The organism is Halomicrococcus pelagicus (genome assembly GCF_050954125.1).
On sequence record NZ_JBPBWC010000014.1, the window covers coordinates 99,838 to 117,906 of the forward strand.

The 18,069-nt window shown below is 56.9% G+C and carries 19 protein-coding genes and 4 pseudogenes; 12 read left to right on the forward strand and 11 right to left on the reverse strand.

Annotation, left to right across the window (positions count from 1 at the left end; translation table 11 throughout):
* Positions 1-81: 81 nt before the first annotated feature.
* Positions 82-633, reverse strand: coding sequence for an HD domain-containing protein (locus ACRYA2_RS19800; protein ID WP_433632140.1), 552 nt, complete (start codon positions 631-633; stop codon positions 82-84).
* 431 nt (positions 634-1,064) lie between these two features.
* Positions 1,065-1,922 (reverse strand): annotated as a pseudogene (locus tag ACRYA2_RS19805) (transposase); the annotation flags it as partial.
* Positions 1,923-1,990: 68 nt separating this feature from the next.
* On the opposite strand from ACRYA2_RS19805, the gene ACRYA2_RS19810 reads away from it, so the two are divergent.
* Positions 1,991-2,323, forward strand: a complete 333-nt coding sequence (locus tag ACRYA2_RS19810; protein ID WP_433632143.1) for a DUF5789 family protein — start codon at positions 1,991-1,993, stop codon at positions 2,321-2,323.
* A 211-nt stretch (positions 2,324-2,534) separates the two neighbouring features.
* A pseudogene (locus ACRYA2_RS19815) lies at positions 2,535-3,358 on the forward strand (YihY/virulence factor BrkB family protein).
* 303 nt (positions 3,359-3,661) lie between these two features.
* Here the strand turns inward: ACRYA2_RS19815 and ACRYA2_RS19820 are convergent.
* Positions 3,662-4,831 carry a M50 family metallopeptidase gene (locus tag ACRYA2_RS19820; RefSeq protein WP_433632146.1) on the reverse strand — a complete coding sequence of 390 codons (1,170 nt, stop codon included), beginning with the start codon at positions 4,829-4,831 and terminating at the stop codon, positions 3,662-3,664.
* A 269-nt stretch (positions 4,832-5,100) separates the two neighbouring features.
* Here ACRYA2_RS19820 and ACRYA2_RS19825 point away from each other — a divergent pair, with 269 nt between their 5' ends.
* The 3 genes from ACRYA2_RS19825 to ACRYA2_RS19835 are packed head-to-tail and all read left to right on the forward strand — an operon-like array spanning position 5,101 to position 6,498.
* Positions 5,101-5,574, forward strand: coding sequence for a DUF7992 family protein (locus tag ACRYA2_RS19825; protein WP_472850134.1), 474 nt, complete (start codon positions 5,101-5,103; stop codon positions 5,572-5,574).
* Between the two features lie 52 nt (positions 5,575-5,626).
* Positions 5,627-5,866, forward strand: a complete 240-nt coding sequence (locus tag ACRYA2_RS19830; RefSeq protein WP_433632230.1) for a universal stress protein — start codon at positions 5,627-5,629, stop codon at positions 5,864-5,866.
* Positions 5,863-6,498 carry a universal stress protein gene (locus ACRYA2_RS19835; protein ID WP_433632232.1) on the forward strand — a complete coding sequence of 212 codons (636 nt, stop codon included), beginning with the start codon at positions 5,863-5,865 and terminating at the stop codon, positions 6,496-6,498. The genes ACRYA2_RS19830 and ACRYA2_RS19835 overlap by 4 nt, the downstream gene beginning before the upstream one ends.
* A gap of 59 nt (positions 6,499-6,557) precedes the next feature.
* Here ACRYA2_RS19835 and ACRYA2_RS19840 read toward each other — a convergent pair whose 3' ends face one another.
* The 7 genes and pseudogenes from ACRYA2_RS19840 to ACRYA2_RS19870 form a co-directional block, all read right to left on the reverse strand.
* Complete coding sequence (locus ACRYA2_RS19840; RefSeq protein ID WP_433632148.1) at positions 6,558-7,808, reverse strand: magnesium transporter; 1,251 nt, start codon at positions 7,806-7,808, stop codon at positions 6,558-6,560.
* 459 nt (positions 7,809-8,267) lie between these two features.
* A complete protein-coding gene (locus ACRYA2_RS19845) occupies positions 8,268-9,476 on the reverse strand; it encodes a CBS domain-containing protein (protein WP_433632151.1) in 1,209 nt (402 codons plus the stop codon).
* A gap of 352 nt (positions 9,477-9,828) precedes the next feature.
* Positions 9,829-11,502, reverse strand: a pseudogene (locus ACRYA2_RS19850) (transposase).
* Positions 11,503-11,803: 301 nt separating this feature from the next.
* On the reverse strand, positions 11,804-12,016 hold the full coding sequence (locus ACRYA2_RS19855) for a hypothetical protein (RefSeq protein WP_433632154.1): 213 nt from the start codon (positions 12,014-12,016) through the stop codon (positions 11,804-11,806).
* Between the two features lie 135 nt (positions 12,017-12,151).
* On the reverse strand, positions 12,152-12,337 hold the full coding sequence (locus tag ACRYA2_RS19860) for a hypothetical protein (protein ID WP_433632156.1): 186 nt from the start codon (positions 12,335-12,337) through the stop codon (positions 12,152-12,154).
* Entirely contained in the window at positions 12,334-12,684 is a 351-nt protein-coding gene (locus ACRYA2_RS19865) for a HalOD1 output domain-containing protein (RefSeq protein ID WP_433632158.1), read from the reverse strand. Before ACRYA2_RS19865 ends, ACRYA2_RS19860 begins: the two co-directional genes overlap by 4 nt.
* A gap of 82 nt (positions 12,685-12,766) precedes the next feature.
* Entirely contained in the window at positions 12,767-13,411 is a 645-nt protein-coding gene (locus ACRYA2_RS19870) for a helix-turn-helix domain-containing protein (protein ID WP_433632161.1), read from the reverse strand.
* A 191-nt stretch (positions 13,412-13,602) separates the two neighbouring features.
* On the opposite strand from ACRYA2_RS19870, the gene ACRYA2_RS19875 reads away from it, so the two are divergent.
* From ACRYA2_RS19875 to ACRYA2_RS19895, 5 genes are all read left to right on the forward strand, one after another.
* Positions 13,603-14,268: a helix-turn-helix domain-containing protein gene (locus ACRYA2_RS19875; RefSeq protein WP_433632235.1), complete on the forward strand. Its 666-nt coding sequence runs from the start codon at positions 13,603-13,605 to the stop codon at positions 14,266-14,268.
* Between the two features lie 58 nt (positions 14,269-14,326).
* Positions 14,327-14,734, forward strand: coding sequence for a DUF7344 domain-containing protein (locus ACRYA2_RS19880; RefSeq protein ID WP_433632164.1), 408 nt, complete (start codon positions 14,327-14,329; stop codon positions 14,732-14,734).
* 227 nt (positions 14,735-14,961) lie between these two features.
* Entirely contained in the window at positions 14,962-15,066 is a 105-nt protein-coding gene (locus tag ACRYA2_RS19885) for a hypothetical protein (protein WP_433632237.1), read from the forward strand.
* A 144-nt stretch (positions 15,067-15,210) separates the two neighbouring features.
* On the forward strand, positions 15,211-15,417 hold the full coding sequence (locus ACRYA2_RS19890) for a DUF4177 domain-containing protein (RefSeq protein ID WP_433632167.1): 207 nt from the start codon (positions 15,211-15,213) through the stop codon (positions 15,415-15,417).
* Positions 15,414-16,430, forward strand: a complete 1,017-nt coding sequence (locus ACRYA2_RS19895; RefSeq protein WP_433632170.1) for a DUF7972 family membrane protein — start codon at positions 15,414-15,416, stop codon at positions 16,428-16,430. The genes ACRYA2_RS19890 and ACRYA2_RS19895 overlap by 4 nt, the downstream gene beginning before the upstream one ends.
* Before the next feature lie 79 nt (positions 16,431-16,509).
* Here ACRYA2_RS19895 and ACRYA2_RS26680 read toward each other — a convergent pair.
* Positions 16,510-16,617: pseudogene (locus ACRYA2_RS26680) on the reverse strand (DUF7972 family membrane protein); the annotation flags it as partial.
* Positions 16,618-16,756: 139 nt separating this feature from the next.
* On the opposite strand from ACRYA2_RS26680, the gene ACRYA2_RS19900 reads away from it, so the two are divergent.
* Positions 16,757-16,954 (forward strand): DUF4177 domain-containing protein, encoded by a 198-nt coding sequence (locus tag ACRYA2_RS19900; protein WP_433632173.1) that lies wholly within the window; start codon positions 16,757-16,759, stop codon positions 16,952-16,954.
* Positions 16,947-17,942 (forward strand): DUF7972 family membrane protein, encoded by a 996-nt coding sequence (locus tag ACRYA2_RS19905; protein ID WP_433632176.1) that lies wholly within the window; start codon positions 16,947-16,949, stop codon positions 17,940-17,942. Before ACRYA2_RS19900 ends, ACRYA2_RS19905 begins: the two co-directional genes overlap by 8 nt.
* Positions 17,943-18,069 lie beyond the last annotated feature (127 nt).

The window sequence follows — 18,069 nt, forward strand, 5'->3', positions numbered from 1 at the left end:
ACCTCCAATAGAGGAAGAGAACTGAACGATAGTGCATCCCACAAACCGATCGGCGTACACGACTGATACGCAATACGGCGATTACGCAGTTCGAAGATCGTCAATCGCCTGTGACCGAACGGCAGCTGCCGCAACCTCGTCGGCCCGTTTGACGACCTCCGCTTCTATCGTCGCCGGCTCAACTGTTGTCCGGCTCGTGTGCGAGAGTACGATATGTGCAAGTTCGACCGGTAGGTCCGCCGCTGCGACGACGTGGACACCGTAATAGGGGTGACCAAGCAGGTCGTAGATCTTCGTCTCGTTCATCCCGTCGAATTCAGCGAGCTTGCTTACGTCGTGGACGAGCGCACCGGCGATGACAGTGTCCAGCGAGAGGTCGACCTCGCGCCGCTCGAGGAGCATCTCCGCGAGCGCAACCGCACCAGCAGTCACGTCCCGAACGTGGTCAACCAAACGCTCGTCGTCCAACCCCAATTCGCGCTGTGTCGGGGGCAGCCACGGCACCTCGGTCAGATCGCCAATATTGTTTTCCGCGATGGCAGTCGCCCAGGCGCTGACCACGCCCGCTCGAAGGTCGTCATCCTCGATAACGTCGAGTTCAGGGAACGCCGTCCGGACCGCATCCTCACTCATGCTCTCGATATTGTATCGGTCGATAAAATACCTGCTGTGCCGCAACGCCGAGTTCCACTACAAACTCCGCATAGATCGGGACGAAGGTCCCGGGGTTGAACCACTTCCGTTTATCGCCGTAAGCAGAAGTGTATTCTCGATGTCTTCCACAACGTGATTCCTCGGTGCGGGCGCTGTACCTATCGAAAAAGGCAATACGAGATTTTATAAACTACATACAGCGATATGAAATTCGCACGCGTGGAAGTTGAGACTACACCGGGTTTAGCAGGCCTGCGATGCGTGGTTTCGGACGAATCGAAGAGCAGAAACTGCATCAGATTGCTCTCCAAACAGGCGAATTTATTGCATAGTCAACTAATTCGGAGCATTTCCGAGACTCCGGATAGTGTAGCCACTCAGACACCGCGCTATCACGGGGGGAAACCTCACTATCCAATTCCCGTTTCCTTCTTCAACAGCGTCAGCGTATTATCGGCTGTCACAATGGGCGAATGCTCGTATTCACTGGTCAATTCGGCCTGTACCAGCAGATCGACCGCCCGCCAGATTGAGTACAATAGACAGGCGAACGCGAAGTAGAAGAACCGGAGGCCAAAGTCCTTCGAGGTCGTCGCGGCCATGAATCGCTTGATTGACTTGTAGCCGCTCTCGATCTCCCACCTGTACCCGTACTCAGTAAGAAGGCCACTGCCTCGGTTCGTCATGAACACCGAGTACTGTCTGTGGTCGTCATGCTCGGAGTTCTCTTTCCGACGGTAGATCAACGTCGTCGAATGCCATTCGTTGTCGCCCAAGTGCAGTTTTCGATCAGTCTCGTAACGATCCTTCCCTCGCTTGAGAAGCCGCTTTGCTTGGGCTTTCTCGCTGGTCTGCATCCCCTTCGGAACCACATACGAAAGCCCGCGCTGGCTGAGCATCTCCAGAATGTGCTGACTGTCGAACTCCCGATCCATCAGCACGTTATCGATGTGAACGAGAGCCTGAGCGGAGTCGAGCAGGTCTTCAACGATCTCCTTGCGTGACTCGCCTCGTCGAACTGGCCGCGCATCAAGTACGAGTGGGACAGCGTTACCGACTAGCTGGACTGTCGCCCACTGGTAGGCGTACTCGTCGTTCTTCTCCTTCGTCCCGATAATCTCGTCCTCGTGTCCCGTGCGGTCGCCCGTAAACGAGTCGTCCTCGGTGATGTCAATCGCGACAATACCCGCCCGGAAGAACTCCTCCGTCTCCGCGAGCTCGTCGACGAGTTGCCGGACCGCCTGTCGGTACATCTCGCAAGTTTGCTCGGGTATCCGAGAAGTCCACACCGCCGAGCATCCACACAGTTATCCGAATCGGACGCCTATTTCAAAGGATGTCAGACGACAACCGGGACCGAGACGAGAATCCAGACGACGAACAGCGACAACAGCCAGAGCGGAAGCGAGAGGATGTACGCGACCGCGCTCACGAAGACCGAGCGATGAGCGGTGACCCTGGTGGAAGACTTGGTGACCTTGATGAAGTACTCGAAGCCCAGAACTATCCAATCACGACGGATGAATTGGTCAAGGCCTATGGCGACTACGAGATAGAAACCCAGGGCGGGACGGAATCCCTCGAAGAAGTGCTTGCCCCAACCGAGAATCAAACGTACGACTCCGCTGACGACGTTCGAAGCCGGTTACTGGGACTGATACATCGATAACCGCTGTCATCTTGGTCTCGATTGTTGCTCGCCGCCTCTCTGTTCACTCTTAACTAGCTCCCACCCGACGCTTCGGGTATGGCCTCGGAAGTCAAGACGTTATGTTTGTGAACCTCGTTACCCGAACAGCACACTTGGGAGGACTGTCGTAAAAAAAGCGAACGAGACCGAGGTAACGTTCCTGACAGCAAGTATTGCATACTACGCGTTCGTGGCGTTAATCCCCTTGCTGTTGATTTTATTTGTGGCTGCAACGGCGCTCTTTGGCGAGGAAGTTGCGGATGGGCTGATAGGATTGACACAGGGGTTTCTCACACCGCTGGGCGAGGAGACTGTGGTGGATGCAGTGTCCAATGCGGCCGGTCGTGGTGGCATTACACTTGTCGGTGTGGCACTGTTATTCTGGACCGGCTTGAGAGTTTTCCGGGGTCTGGATATCGCCTTCTCGATGGTGTACGGTGTCAGAATGGAGCCCAGTTTTCTGAGAAAGCTCTGGAACGCGACAATCGCGTTCGTCGCGGTGGTCCTGGCGATAAGTGGAATGCTCCTCCTTGGGACACTTGTAGCGCTTTTCCCGAGACCACCTCCTCTCATGTTGGCGACTCCGGTTGTACTCTTCCTCACGCTAACGGTCGTGTTCCTTCCGCTATTCTACTTTTCCCTGGAGTTCCGATGACCGTCCGAGAGGCGGCTCCGGGCTCGATTGTCACCGCATTTGGGTGGGCTCTCCTGGATTCGTTCTTTGGACTGTACACTGCGAACGCAGCCCAATTTGGCATTTATGGCGTTATTAGTGGTGTCCTATTGCTTGTCACATGGCTCTATATCGGAGCAATCGTGCTGATCAGCGGAGCCGTCGTCAACGCTGCTCTCTCCAGAAACGAGATTCCGGACAAAGATAGAACAATCACGGTACACGACGATCTCGATGAGAGAAGCCATCAGGTAGACGTCATGGGTCATCTCATGTGGTGTGCGTGCCCCGATTGCGGCGAGGACATTCATGAGGATCTGATCTCGAGGGGGAACTGTTGACTGTCTGCATTGTGGAGCGGTATTCGAGGTAGACTTCCGACTCATCAAGAGAGACGCTGAGTAACGATCTCGTTCCCATCCGCGAAACTCGGAGCTGAACTGACTGGGTTTCGTCCAGCGCATCATACGCCATTGGCACGCATGGACAGGTAGTCGCTTCCTCGTGAGGCCGTACAGCGACGCTCAAGTGCCGTCCCGAGGGGCCGGTCCACGTCGGGTCCCTTCGTTATCCCGCCAATCCGCCTGCTTCACTCGCTCTGTGGGATGCATCGTCCGCCGTGACGTTCTCGTGAGAGCCGGTTCTCACTGGAGACCGGGTCCGGAGGTCGGTTGGCCGAGTGTCTGTGGCGGCCCGCCACTCTGAATGACGTTGAACGCCCGCATCATGTCTGTCCGAGAAATGATTCCAACGAGATCACCGGCCTCGTTGACCACTGGCAAGCGGCCAACATCGTTCTGCTGCATCTGCTGGAACGCGGTCATTGCGTCGGCGTCGGGGGTAATCGTATGGAGGTCGGTTGACATCACGTCCTCAACGCGATATGCATCGCGTTCGGCTTCTTCGACAGCACCTGCATCGTCCAGCGTCACTATCCCAACGAGATTGCCGTTTCGCAGTACTGGATACCCGATATGGCGCTCGGTGAACATCCGCGCGAGGAGATCAGAGATAGTAGTCTCCTCGGAAACGGTCTTGAGGTTCTCTTCGGACGTCATCACGTCGCTGACGGTGATGTCTTCGAAAGCTGCCTTGATCGTGGTCTGTTGGGCCTCGCCGGACGCGGCGATGTAGATGAAAAACGCCAGTACGATGAGAAACAAGTTGGTGAACAACCCGAAAAGGCCTAGGCCGAACGCGAACACTTTCCCGACGGCAGCAGCCTGTTGGGTTGCTTTCGCGTGTGGCTGGTTCCGAGCGAGGAGTGCTCGGAGAATACGTCCACCATCCATTGGAAAGCCGGGGAGCAGATTGAACGCAGCGAGCACGATATTCAGGATTGCGAGATAGCCGAAGACGAACCGGGCTGCGTCGACACTCGACGGGAGACTGGTAAAGGCCACGTAGGAGCCCACGCCGAGGAGGACGCTCACGATGGGGCCAGCGATAGCGATCACCAGCTCGTGACGCCAGTCTTCGGGGAACTCAGTGAAGCTAGCCACGCCGCCGAGTAACCAGAGTGTAATCGAATCGATCTCGTATCCGTATCGCAACGCGACCAACGAGTGCCCGAACTCGTGCAACAGGACGCCTCCGAACAGTCCCAGCGCCGAAGCCAGTCCCAGCACCCACGGAAGGGTCCCGTCCGTCAACTGGTTCGGGTTCATCGTGGCGCCGAACGTCTGGTTTATCACCACTACCAACTCAGCGATATCCCAGGCGATGAAGACGGCGAAGAGCGGAAGAACGATCAGGAAGGTCCAGTTGAGCCGGACCGGAATACCGAACGCCGAACCGATTCGGAGCCCTCTCATGTATGAGTATTTATCCGCGAAGCAGGTTAAAACGGCCGGGTAGTCAGATCAAGCGGCAGCAGTAGGACAGTGAGACGCCCCCCTCGACCTCATCCATTTTCCTGCCGGACAGGCGTACGGCGTCAGGACCAAAACGGACGGATTCTACACGATATGGGAGTTAACCCATCACGTGACAGGAACTCTTCCGGGAGTTCGACACGACCGCAGATACCGGGACTCAGGGAACCGGTACCCGACTTTATTGTTCTACCGGTGGAACGGTTTGTATGGCACTCGATGTAGCGGTTCCGGAACCACCGGACCTCTCGAACCGAGGGATGCCGCGCGAGTTCGAGTTGCAGGAGGAGACGCTCGGGTCAGAGGACTTCTACCGCGAGGATCTCGAAGACCTGCTCCAGGAGGGTGCATGGAAGGAGGGGTTCAACGAATGGGCCGAATACACGGACCTCGACGAAGAGCACGTTCGAATCGTCAGCGACCTCGGCCTGTTCCAGGCGTTCGACTTCTACTGGGACCCGACCGAAGACCGGCTTCGCTTCGACACCCCGACGATACCAGACGACTGGCGGGAGCGAGACGCGACCGAATCGCTCGATTCGAGCACGGTTTCGAGGATTAACGTCGCGTTACGGGATCTCGGCCGAGCCGTATACGAGATGCTGGAGGACTACCTCGAACGGAACGAGGAAGCCACCGATTTTGGCTGGGGAAAAGAAACGTACGGTAAACGAGGCGAGTGACCCCTGCGTGAGTACGTGCTACCGCGAACTGTAGATACCAATAGAGGAACCCATGTACGACCACATTCTCATCCCGACGGACGGAAGTATCGAGACCGAACAGGCCGTCAGCCACGGGCTCGGCCTCGCCCGGACTTACGACGCGACGGTTCACGCGCTGTACGTGACCGACGAGAGCGAGTTCTCGGCCGTCACAGACGCCTCGGCGCACGAGCAACTGCGGTCCGCAGCAGAGAAGCTGGGCGACGAGCGACCACCGACATCGCCGAGACGGCCGCCGAGTTCGATCTGACGGCCGAGCACGAACTCCGGCAGGGAACGCCCTACGAGGAGATACTCGACTACGTCGACGAACAGGACATCGACCTCGTGGCGATGGGAACGCACGGTCGGGCCGGAGTCGGACCGGACCTCGGCAGTACGACGCTCAGAGTCGTTCGAAACGTCGACGTGCCCGCACTGACGGTCCGATTCCAGGAGAACGTCGACGTCGATGTGGCGAACCACTACGAGATCTACGACGACGTCCTCGTGGCAACTGACGGGAGTGACGGGTCGATGGTCGCCGCCGAACAGGGCATCGACATCGCCGAGATGTACGGTGCAACGGTGCACGCCCTCTACGTCGTGGACACGAACACCTACGCCTACGAGGACGTCCCCCGGAGCATCGTCGGACTCCTCAAAGAGAGCGGAAACACCGCGCTCGAGGAGATTGCAGCAATGGGCCGAGAACGAGGAGTCGACGTCGAGACGCCGATCCGGCGTGGACGACCGTCCCGAGAGCTCCTCGACTACGTCGACGAGAACGACGTGGACCTCGTCACGCTGGGCGCACATGGTCGCACGAGCGAGGTCCATCTCGGGAGTACCACCGAGCGCGTGATTCGAACGTCTAGGCAACCAACGCTCTCGGTCCGATGAGGGGATCATGTACTGTTATGAGTGGTCTGCTACACAGCTGCCGAGAAGGGTGTGGGAATTCACAGGAGCACGATTTGCGCCAGTCCGAGGAAAATAAAGAATCCGAGGACGTCAGTCGCCATCGTGATGAAGACGGTCGCAGACGTGGCCGGATCGTAGCCGAGTCGATCCAGTCCGAGCGGAACGAGCGCGCCGAAGAACCCGGCGATAACGAGATTCAGCACCATCGCGATGCCGATGACCAGTCCCAAGAGCGGACTCTGGTTGACCAGGGTGGCGATGACGGCCACGATACTACCAGTAATCACGCCGTTTGCACCCCCCGCAAGCACCTCGTTGCCGATGGCGCGTCTCCCTGTTCGAAGCGAGATTTGATCCAGTGCGATTCCGCGGACCGTCACGGCCATCGACTGCGTGCCGGCGTTCCCACCCATCCCGGCCACGACCGGCATGTAGATCGCCAGCAGCGTCAACGCCGCGATCGTGTCCTCGAATAGCCCGACAGTCGCCGCAGCGAGAAAGGCGGTCCCGAGGTTGATGATGAGCCACTTGTACCGCCGACGAACCTTCTCGAGGGCGCCATCGAGAACGCTCTCCTGCTCGTCGACACCGGTGAATTCATAGAGCGTCTGGCCGGCCTCTTCCTCGATGGCCCGCAAGAGATCGTCCGCGTAGATGACTCCGAGAATGCTGTCGTCTTCGTCGAGAACGACGATTTTACTCTGGGGGTTTGCCCTGAACACTTCGATAACCTCCGAGTCGGGCTGTTCGTATCGAACCGTTGGGGCGGAGCGAAGATACTCGGTGATGTCCACCGGCCCGTGATCAGTCAAGGCCAAGGTATGGCCAGGTAACTCCCCCAACACCTCGTCGCCATCGGTGACGAAAACGGTAGGAAAGCGCCCAGTACGGCCCTCGTAGCGTCGGACGAGCCGTGCCACCTCCTCGAATCCCTGGTCTTTGTCCACGGTGACGTAGTCGAGATCCATCATACCGGCGGCGCTGTCCGGACTGAACTTCAGGAGGAACTCGATCCGCTCTCGTCGATCTGCATCGAGCTGACCGAGCACGGCCTCCTGGGTTTCTCCGTCGAGCAATCCAATCACGTCGGTCGCATCGTCGGGGTCGAGTCGGCGGACGAACTGTCGTACTTCCTGGCGATCCATGCCGTCGAGTACGTCTCGCTGAATCGACTCGGGTAGCTGGAAGAACACGACTCGTTGTCGTGTCCACGGCAGTGCCTGGAACTCCGCCCCCGGTGTCTCCGAAATAGCTATCTGCTGTTGGACGTCAATCGTGGATTCTTGCATACGATTACTTCACCTCGCGTCGCACGAATTCAGGAAACGGACGTGACGTAGCGGAGTGCGGGGGATTCGAACCAATCTCGAGAGATACGTCGCGCATCGCCCTTCCTACCCTCAAGATCGCTCGTGTTCTAGGGCGAGGTTGAGAAACACGTCGTCGTCTGTCCCACATTCCGGACAAGTATGCACGAAGTGAAGGCCGTCCTCATCACGTTTTTCTATCCGCCACTCCGACCGGGCGCGGGCGACGTTCCCACATTCTGGGCAGCGTTTTGGATGATCCTGAAGGTACGTCTGCATGAAGTCGATGAATGACTGCGTACCGTGGCGGTGCGTCGGCATACTTTGTTCATTCGAGGTGTAGTCCTATCAGCGTGTTCACCCCTTTGGCATTCCTTCTGCTCACCCAGTCGTTACCTAGCGGTAGGAAAGCCATCGTGAGGTGGACTGAACCGCGTGGATTCACCCACCGAGCCACCAGCCGTAGAGCTGTTCCTGCTCGTCTGTGTCGGGATGCTTCTTCGACTGGCCGTAGGTCTTCCCCTTGAGGAGTTGACGTTCGACAGCGTTCGCAGCCAGACGGAGGGCGTGGGCGGCACCGTACCCCTCTCCATCGGCAGTGAAGTAGCCGCGGTCGGTGACCAGTCGAATCCGTGCCAGCACCAGCGGCACGCCCCGGGTCTGTTCCTTGTGCTCCTGCAGTTCGATGCTGGCCTTGATTACGCTCATCTCACCGTACTTCGAGGCCATGCTCTCGATCAACGCCGAGACGTCGTCGTAGGTCATCCCCTCCAGCAGGTCGAGCCCGAACACCTGCACGGCGTTCCGGTCGTCGCGTTCCCAAGTGAGCGCCTCGATAACGTCCGTCTTCGTGATGATACCGATCGGCTTGTCGGTGTCGTCGGCCGTGACGACGAGCGATGAAATCTCCCGCTCGAACATCGTCTCGACGACCTCGTCGAGCGGTGCGCTCCGCTCGACTGTCACGACTGCGTCGGACGTCAGGTTCCGTACCGGCAGGTCAAGCATCCGGTCGGCATCGCCCTCGCGCGCGCCGAATCCACCACGGGTCTTCCCGCCACCGCCGCGGCCACCGAAGCCGCTCGACGACCCGCCCTGGCTCTTGCTGCCACCTCGTGTCGTGAACTCGATGACGTCGTACAGACTCAGTAGCCCCACGAAATCGTCCCCGTCGACGACCGGGAGATGGGCGATCCCGGCCTCTCGAAGCATATTGAGCGCTTTCCCGATCGTGGTTTCAGGGGTCGCACTGATCAGCTCCGCCGTGTAGGCGTCGTCGACGACCACCGCGTCGAGAAATGGACGGACAGCCTCGAGGATGGCATCGCCAGTCACCACACCGACGACACGGTCATCGTCAAGTACGGGAAGCGTTTTGGCGTCGCTCCCGATCATGAGCCGCGCGACCTCGCGGACGTCCTCGGTGCGGTCGACCGTCGGGACGTGTTGTACCTGTGAGCCGACCTTCGCAGACGGCTGGTTCGACGAGGACGCCAGCTGTCGGCGACTCACCACGCCACGGTACTCCTCGCCATCTGTTACGATGACAGCATCGAGTTCCTGATTCTCGAACGCCCCAGCGACCTTCGAGAGCGGTGTACCGATATCGAACTCCGTGAACTGTGTCGAGAGGATCTCTGAGATATCCATGTGTGACTCTCTACTAGGAGGGGCGCTGGACGGTTATGCCTGTTCCACGCTTGATCTTGGAAGGAGAGGTATGCTGAGTACTGACTGGGTTATACGATACGTTTCTGAGACAGACTCGCTATGCATTGATATCCCCAGTCTCAACTCCTGTGAGCGGGTGGGGAGTTGAGACTACAACGGATTTAGCAGGGCTATGATGCGTGGTATCGGACGAAGTAGTCAGCGGAAACTGCTCCGGAATGTCTCTTAAGCGTCCTTTCCTGTCGTGCTAACAACTATTCTGACGGTTTCCTGATATCAACAACAGCGTTGCTACTCAGAAAGTCAGCGTTCGACCAGGTTGAGCGTCCTTCTACCCGATTCCAGTCTCCTTCTTCAGCAGCGTGAGCGTATTATCAGCTGTCACTATCGGCGAGTGCTCGTATTCGCCCGTCAGTTCGACCTGGACGAGTAGATCAACTGCTCGCCAAATCGAGTACAGAAGACACGCGAACGAGAAGTAGAAGAACCGGAGCCCGAAATTCTTCGAGGTGATCGCAGCCATGAACCGCTTGATACTCTTGTAGCCGCTCTCGATTTCCCAGCGGTGATTATACTCCCTCACGGCTCCGGCTGGAGAATTCGTCATGAACACGGCGTACTGCCAGTAATCCGTCCGATCACTGTTCTTCTTCCGCTTATACACCATCGTCGTCGGCAGCCACTCGTCGTTGCCGAGATACAGGTTCCGATCCGTGGTGTAGTAGTCCCGATCCCGCTGGAGCAAGCGTTTCGCTTGGGCTTTCTCGCTGGTCTGCATTCGCTTGGGAACGACATACTTCAATCCACGTTCGGAGACCACTTTCAGGACGTGTTGACTGTCGAACTCGCGATCCATCAGTACCTCGTCAGCGTGGACGAATTCCTGTACCGAATCCAGCAAGTCTTCGACGATCTCTTTTCGCGTCTCGCCTTTTCGTACGGGCCGAGCATCCAGCACAATCGGAACGGCATTCCCCACTAATTGGACAGTGGCCCACTGATAGGCGTACTCGTCGGTGTTCTCTTTCGTCCCAATGATCTCGTCTTCGTGGCCGCTTCTGTCACCCGTGAACGGGTCGGCTTCGGTGATGTCGATCGCGACGATCCCAGCCCGAAAGAACGCCTCAGTCCCTGCTACCTCGTCTAACAGACGACCTATTGCCTGCCGATACATCTCTCGGATCTGCTTGAGAGAGACTGTGAAGGTCTCGCGATGGACGTGTCCCCACGGAGTGCGATTCCGAGTTGATTCGTGGATGAAGCTTCGAGCGCCTTCGTTAGCGGCCAGATTCTCTCGCAGACCCAGATACGTCTATAAGTCCCAGTAGGCGTTCTCGTAAATTTCACAGCCCTCTCCACGATCCAGAGAGAACGCCGGGAAGACAACGCGGCTGACATGGTCGGTGATCTTCTCCGCCTGATTCAGGACGGTTAAATCGTCAAGTGTCTGTTCTTTTGCGTCGCCATCTTGGTGTTGGATGTTCCGTTCCGGATCACGCGGGATCGTGATACCCGCATTCTGAGCCTTGATGAGGATTGTCCGAGCAGCCGTCTTGACTGTCTCGCATAGATCTCCTGTGAAGCGCTTGTTCCAGCTGCGCCACAGTGTCGATTGATCGGGGATCATCTCGAAATCCAACTGCTCGCAGAGTCTAGGGTGGTGAGGGAGATATTCGACCAGCGCGGTCTCGTGGTCCCATCCGTGGAGCTCTTTCAGTACGAATACCCGAAAGAGTGTGTCCATCTCGTAGCGAGTCCGACCTCCGTAGCGGTCGTGCACCTCGAAGAGAAAGTAAGTCAGCGGGAGTGAACAGACGAACTGCTCGACCGAGTCATGAGCGTCATGTCCGAACCACGTTTCCGAGACGACACGGACATCCGATTCCAACCCGGCGAGTGAGGTTCGATCGTACAACGGCGTCGAGTCATAGACTGGCCACTTGACGTACAGCTGTTGGGCGATTCGTCGAAAGACGGTGCGTTGAGACTCACAAGTCGTAGCCACTACGAGATGCTGGCCACGACACACTCAAGAATCCGTCTAACGGCTCAGTATAGAGCCTCTAGTCAGCACGGCCTCAGCGAACCGTCAGCGATTGAGAATTCCAACAGAGCCACTTTGATTGCATTCAATGATAGCGTCACAAAAAGCTCGCAGACAATTTATTTCAATCTAATTTGGTTGAATCATCCGGTAAGCGGATGTGCGTATCGATCGCTGAGGGTTCTGACAGTTCTGATAGTTGTTCAAGTAGTCGTGCAAGCCCAAAGCGCGCACTCAGCAGCAAATCGATTACAGGACCAGGTTACTCGTCATGATCGTCATCAATCTGTTCAAGAAACCGACGTACCTCGTCGGATTTCATTCCTCGCCGTACCTTGTCTTCGAACCTGTCGAACTCAACAAGCCCCTCATCCGATAATTCGGGAAGTAGGACGTGATGGAGTTCGTAACAAATCGTGAGGTACTCCCCGGAGTTGAGAGTCTCTCCCTTACGAAGAATCGGGTCAGCAGACATCGAACTCTCGTCGAGGAGCGCACGTAATACTCGCCGCTGTTGCGCTGAGAGTACCCGTTTGATGCGATCTTGGTTACAGCGTTCGTCACTCACAGGTCAAGTAGTTGCTACCGATCCGGCCACGCTCGTAGTCGTTCACTCCGAATGCTCGTTCTTTTCGACTTTGGTGACGATCACGTCCCAGTCAGGATGTTCGACCCCATTCCGACATTCGAATCCGCCTTCCACATCGATTCCACTCTCGTAGGCCCTGCGAAGGAGGGCTTTCAGCTCCGCGTTCAATTCCTCCTTTGACGTAAGCGAGGCCTCCTCAGACGTCATCTTCCCTCGCCCCTTTCGTATTTCTCCGCTGTGAGCTCGTGTTCTGGTGTGATGGCGACCACACCGTAGCTGTGTACGGTTATCGCGTGCCCCTCGTGCGTGAACGTAACGTGGGTATCTCCGTTCGCCCCGTTGCGAACTCGGACGAGCGAATCTAACTCTTCGGGGTCAACAGTGGACCGGAGCGGGGTCAGATCAACCGGCTCAGTGTCTCTTACATCTGCCAACGTTGCGATAACAGCCATACTCGCAGGTGTCTTCTCCTGATCGAACTGAGTGCGAACAGTCCCAGATTCCTGAGCGTACTCAACCGCTTCTACTCCAACCCCAGATATCGTTGTGCCCATCTAGCCTGATTCTAGCCGTCTGAGTCGGTTCAACAGGGATACTGATAATACAGTAGGTTTAAAAGGCAAACTATCCGAACGGTCACGACGAACTGCTGAGTGTCGCTCCAATGAGGCGTCGATGCCCGCGTCGAAGGCGTGACGAGAGCGATTGCTGGGTGATGCCGAGCTCGTCGGCGATCTCTTCGAGCGACGCCTCGCGTGGGGAGTCGAAGTAGCCCCGTTCGTAGGCTAGTACCAGCGCCTCGCGTTGGGTCTCGGTCAACTCGTAGCCCTCTCCCTGGATCGGAAGCATGGCGTGGACGGCGGTGATTGCTATCGGAATATCGTTTTCCTGGCAGTATTCTCGAAACTCAGCGAGCGTCTCCTGACTCTCACCGCGTACCTCGAACCGCCATTCCTCTTTCGTTCCAATCCCGGAAAGCACGACGACGTTGGCCTTGGCAAGCGCACTCAGGATGCCGAAGTACTCTGACTCCCACTCGGCACGCATGAGATACTGGTCTTCGACGCTATCGACCACTCGAATGTTGCTCACGCCGGAATGTGCCTCGAACGCAGCTTCGATATCCTCCGTTTCTACATCACGCACCCAGAAGTACGGGATAATCAGCGTCTCGTGTGGAATCAATCGCTCCAGTTCAACGGTCACACCCGGCAGGTTCTCGAACACACTTCCCAGCGGAAACTCCGCTACCGGACTCGTAAACTCCATTACAGTCGCCATGCGGAAGACTTCGTCTGGCAGACGAATAACCGGCATGGGTGGTGTATCATTGCTTCGAGACGAGCCAACGCACAGTTGTTGGCCGGGATAGTGTATGCTGCGAGCGGGGTGTACCTCTGGCACACGGATGGCCATGGTGCACCATGCTATCTCCTTTTGTGCAACCGGACAATCTAGTCTTACAAGCGAGTATGAGTGTGATAACGGAGGTTCGCATCCCATCCGATGATTTTGAACTCGGGCAAATCCTCAGTCTAGAGCAAGCCTCGGCCATCGAACTGGAAACGCTCGTCCCGAGTGGGGACGTGACCGTGCCGCTCTTCTGGGTCTACGAACCGGTCGAAAACGGCTTTCTCGAGGCCGTCGAACGCTATCCAACTGTCAACAGCGTCACAGAGGTGGACGTGTTCGACGACAGGACGCTAATCAGGCTCGACTGGGATGCGAGCCAGGACCACTTTTTTCAGTGCATCTTGGAACACGACGGGCAGATACTGGGTGCGACTGGATCGTCGGAAGGGTGGAATTTCGAGATACGGTTCTCAGACCGCGAGGCATTGAGTCAGTGCCAGGACTGCTGTGAGGCCGCGCACATCTCTCTGGAGCTAACCCGCATATATAATCCGACGGACCCTGAGGCCGGTCCGTGGTACGGCCTGAGTGAGCCCCAACGAGAAGCGTTGACGCTTGCCATTCGAAGGGGATACTACGACATTCCACGAGGGTGTACGACCGCAGAGTTAGCTGACGAACTCGGAATTTCCGATCAAGCAGTGACGGAGCGACTGCGTCGTGCCATTGGGACGTTCGGGAGGTACGCACTTCTCACGCCCGAGTCAGCAGCGGAAATGGACTGACTGTTTCCATTATGCACCATGGGACAGAGCCAGGCAGATGGGACTACGCTATGTGAATATGGATGAGAGTCGAGAGCTGGGGACACGTGATATACAGTCAATTGATGAGGATACCGGTTCTTCGGGGCGTGAGAGATCGATCTCCCCCGATACGATTCTGTCGGCAGTAGCGAGCGAACACCGACGCGCCACCCTCAACGCGTTGGACAACGCTTCCGAGAAGACACTAGAATACGATGTGCTCGTAGATCGCGTTGCAGACCGGGTTCGGGACGAAGATGCGAACCTGGAGTCAGTCGAACACCGACAACGCGTCCAGATCGCACTTCACCATACCCATCTTCCAAAACTGGACGAGGCTCGGATAATCGACTATGAGGCTGAAACGGGACACGTCCAGTTTGTTGGCGGCGAACTGGAACGAGATCTCCTGACGCTGATCCAGCCGTACGACGTCCACGTGTGAGAGATAGGTGTGATTGAGGATGAGTAGCTTCAGCTTCAAACTCATTTCGTATTCTTATTGCCGTCGAGGGAGTAGTGAGAACTGATACCCGAAGAAGAGCTATTCAAAACCGAGGAAGAGGTTCCAAGAACCGAGGTTGCTGAAGCGTTACGCGATGCTGCAGATCAGATCAGATTAAATCCGGTGATGTCACGTTAGTGAGCGACGCAGAAGAACAAACCGTGACTGTGCCGGAACGTCCTCGATTCGAAATCGAACTCGAACGACTTACGGATTCAGAAACCGGTGAACAACGGTACGAACTCGAATACGAGATTAGGTGGACGAAATAGCACCGTTGATATGCTGCATCCACCCTCTGTATTCACCACGACCGCTTAAACCGATCACCGATTGAGGGCTTCAACAATCCGAAATATTCTCTCCACCTCGGTGGTGGAGCAGGGTATAGAGGGATGCAGTAGCTACTAGTAGTGATGTCCGGATCAGAAGCGACCCAATGGGAGTACGAGACGCTTCGCCCGCCGCGCGATGAGACCCAAAAAGAAGCAGAGGATCCAAAAGCAGAGTTGAATCAACTCGGTGCAGAGGGCTGGGAGTTTGTGGAGACGATCGACTACGAGGGAGGCGGCACCAAGTACCTCGTTTTCAAGCGACCTGTCCGATCGAGTGAGCCAGTATGACTGACGAGACCGACATCAGCACGGCCAACACGATGCGTGAGCGCGCGGGGGAGAGTCGGATAAAACTCTGGGTGCTGCTACGCGCGAACCGCCTTCTCGTCTCCAGTGCCCTGACCAGTGCCGTGTTCGTCGCATTCGTTATCGCCGTCGCTGTCCTCCATCCACCGTTTTCACGGCAAATCGAGTCCGGCGACATGATCGAGACTATGTTCTCGACGATGATCACGGTCATAGTGACTGGGACGACACTCGTCGTCACGATCGGTCAGCTCGTCCTCACCCAAGAGAACGGCCCGCTCGGCGATCAACGCGAGCGGATGGCCAGTTCAATGGATTTCCGGGACTTTACTGAAGAATTAATCGGGGCTCCGAGTCCTGTCGATCCATCCGAATTCCTCCGGCAGATCATCGGAATCACGGCACAACGGACTACGGCTCTTCGAGAGTCAATTGGCAAGAATGATGACGAGAACCTCCGAGAAGAGGTCGATGAATTCGCTGAAAGCGTCACTGGGAACGCTGACACGGTACGTGACCAACTTGAGGGTGCGCAGTTCGGCTCGTTCGATGTGGTATTCGCCGCACTGAATTTCAATTATAGCTGGAAAATCTTCCAAGTTGAACGTCTCGCGAATGAATACGAAGAGAGCCTCACTGAGGAAGAAAACGGCTTGCTTGACGGCCTCAAAACAGCGTTGTCTCTGTTTGGTCCGGCGCGCGAACACATCAAGACGCTGTACTTCCAGTGGGCACTCATCAATATGTCTCAGATGATTCTCTATGCTGCAGTCCCGGCATTGGCCATTGCGGGTATCATGGTCGGAATCGTCGATGCGGGGACGTTCCCGGGAAGCACACTCGGTCTCGATCACATCATCCTCGTCGTGGGCGGTGCGTTTGCGGTGACGCTTGTTCCATTCATGCTGTTCGTCTCGTACGTCCTTCGCATCCTCACCATAGCGAAACGGACACTCGCCATCGAGCCGCTGCTCCTCCGCGGATCACAACGCTGAGGCGTTACAGCTCCGCTTGGTGCTCGTCTGGGATTTTGATCTATTGTTCCCGTCCCGAGTCTCGAATACCAAAGTCGACTCAGTTGAAAATGAGCGGTCCCATCGAGAGCGTCTGTTTGGCGAGCGTCGCAAGCCGCAGGATGTAGGATGTGAACAGGAGAATTGGTTGGTTTGAGATTGTGAACCCGACACTGGCGACTCAGGAATAATCTCGATCATGATTGTGATAGCCGACGATACACGAGCACACCGCTCCGTTCTCGATCAGTACACGACGGGAAACAGCCTGTCAGCAGAGTCATCACCGTGAGAGCCGATAACACCCCATGGGTACCGAAATGCACCAGCAATGGGAATACAAGACACTCGATCCGCCAAAGGGATTGACCAAACGAGAGACAGTCGATCCAACAGACGAACTTAACCGCCTCGGTGCAGAGGGCTGGGAACTCGCAGAGACAATTAGCTACGACGGTGGCGGCACGAAACTACTGCTGTTCAAACGCCCAGTCTCTCATGAGTGACCTCTCGACGGACAACACGCTACGTGAGCGGACGGACGTCAACAAGTACTGGTTCTGGTTGCTGCTCGGGGCCAACCGGTGGGTCGTCGCCGGCGGGCTCGCGTTCCTGATCTTCCTCGTGTTCATGATCTGGGGTGTGATGAAGCCGGTGTCGTTGCACTCGACCATGCAGTCAAGCGACATGGTCGAGACGGTATTCGCTGGTCTCGTCGGCGCGATCATCACGGGAACGACGCTCGTCGTCACGATCAATCAGCTCGTCCTCTCCCAGGAGATCGGCTCGCTCGGGAGCCAGCGCAGTCGGATGGACGTCACGATGGATTTCCGCCAGAACACCGACAGCCTCCTCGGGATGACGACGCCCGCCGACCCCGCGGCCTACCTCCATGCGCTTATCGAAACGAGCGAACAGCGAGCAAAGACACTGCGAGACACACTCTCCAAGACTGAAAACCAGGAGGTCTACAAGAAGGTGGACGAGTACGTCAACGACCTGTTGGAAAACGCCGACCACGCACGTAACCACCTCGAAGACAGCGATTTCGGCACCTTCGACGTCCTCTCGCCCGCCCTCGACTACAACTACGATCGGAAGATGCACGACGTTCGCCGGCTCGGGATGGAGTACGAAGACTCCCTCACCGACGAGGAACGAAACGCGTTCAGAAATTTGCTCGAGGCGCTCACGATGTACGGACCAGTCCGTGAGTACATCAAGGACCTCTACATCCAGTGGGCGCTGGTGAAACTCTCACGAGCCATCCTGTACGCGGCGATTATCGCGCTCACCGTCGCTGGAGGGATGGTCGTCTTCGTCGACCCGACTACGTTCCCCGGCACGTTCCTCGGCATCGAGAGCGTTCTCTGGATTGTTAGCGCCGCGTTTGCCATCTCAGCGCTGCCATTTCTCCTGTTCACATCCTACATCCTGCGGCTTGCGACGCTCGCCAAACAGACGCTCTCGATGGGACCGCTCATGCTTAGCTAACCTACTACCAGATTCAAACACGTACTACGCAGATCGCCCACGTAGTCCGCGAAGGAGCGTTCCCAGGAGTTCGAACGCACGAAGTACGCTCCGAGTATCGTCGGGCGATGCGAATGATGCGCCACAA

Excerpts from the sequence above, each read along its gene's own strand:
- ACRYA2_RS19800 (WP_433632140.1), bottom strand. The coding sequence starts at position 633 with ATGAGTGAGGATGCGGTCCGGACGGCGTTCCCTGAACTCGACGTTATC.
- ACRYA2_RS19810 (WP_433632143.1), top strand. The coding sequence starts at position 1,991 with ATGTCAGACGACAACCGGGACCGAGACGAGAATCCAGACGACGAACAG.
- ACRYA2_RS19820 (WP_433632146.1), bottom strand. The coding sequence starts at position 4,831 with ATGAGAGGGCTCCGAATCGGTTCGGCGTTCGGTATTCCGGTCCGGCTC.
- ACRYA2_RS19825 (WP_472850134.1), top strand. The coding sequence starts at position 5,101 with ATGGCACTCGATGTAGCGGTTCCGGAACCACCGGACCTCTCGAACCGA.
- ACRYA2_RS19830 (WP_433632230.1), top strand. The coding sequence starts at position 5,627 with ATGTACGACCACATTCTCATCCCGACGGACGGAAGTATCGAGACCGAA.
- ACRYA2_RS19840 (WP_433632148.1), bottom strand. The coding sequence starts at position 7,808 with ATGCAAGAATCCACGATTGACGTCCAACAGCAGATAGCTATTTCGGAG.
- ACRYA2_RS19845 (WP_433632151.1), bottom strand. The coding sequence starts at position 9,476 with ATGGATATCTCAGAGATCCTCTCGACACAGTTCACGGAGTTCGATATC.
- ACRYA2_RS19855 (WP_433632154.1), bottom strand. The coding sequence starts at position 12,016 with ATGTCTGCTGACCCGATTCTTCGTAAGGGAGAGACTCTCAACTCCGGG.
- ACRYA2_RS19860 (WP_433632156.1), bottom strand. The coding sequence starts at position 12,337 with ATGACGTCTGAGGAGGCCTCGCTTACGTCAAAGGAGGAATTGAACGCG.
- ACRYA2_RS19865 (WP_433632158.1), bottom strand. The coding sequence starts at position 12,684 with ATGGGCACAACGATATCTGGGGTTGGAGTAGAAGCGGTTGAGTACGCT.
- ACRYA2_RS19870 (WP_433632161.1), bottom strand. The coding sequence starts at position 13,411 with ATGGCGACTGTAATGGAGTTTACGAGTCCGGTAGCGGAGTTTCCGCTG.
- ACRYA2_RS19875 (WP_433632235.1), top strand. The coding sequence starts at position 13,603 with ATGAGTGTGATAACGGAGGTTCGCATCCCATCCGATGATTTTGAACTC.
- ACRYA2_RS19880 (WP_433632164.1), top strand. The coding sequence starts at position 14,327 with ATGGATGAGAGTCGAGAGCTGGGGACACGTGATATACAGTCAATTGAT.
- ACRYA2_RS19890 (WP_433632167.1), top strand. The coding sequence starts at position 15,211 with ATGTCCGGATCAGAAGCGACCCAATGGGAGTACGAGACGCTTCGCCCG.
- ACRYA2_RS19895 (WP_433632170.1), top strand. The coding sequence starts at position 15,414 with ATGACTGACGAGACCGACATCAGCACGGCCAACACGATGCGTGAGCGC.
- ACRYA2_RS19900 (WP_433632173.1), top strand. The coding sequence starts at position 16,757 with ATGGGTACCGAAATGCACCAGCAATGGGAATACAAGACACTCGATCCG.
- ACRYA2_RS19905 (WP_433632176.1), top strand. The coding sequence starts at position 16,947 with ATGAGTGACCTCTCGACGGACAACACGCTACGTGAGCGGACGGACGTC.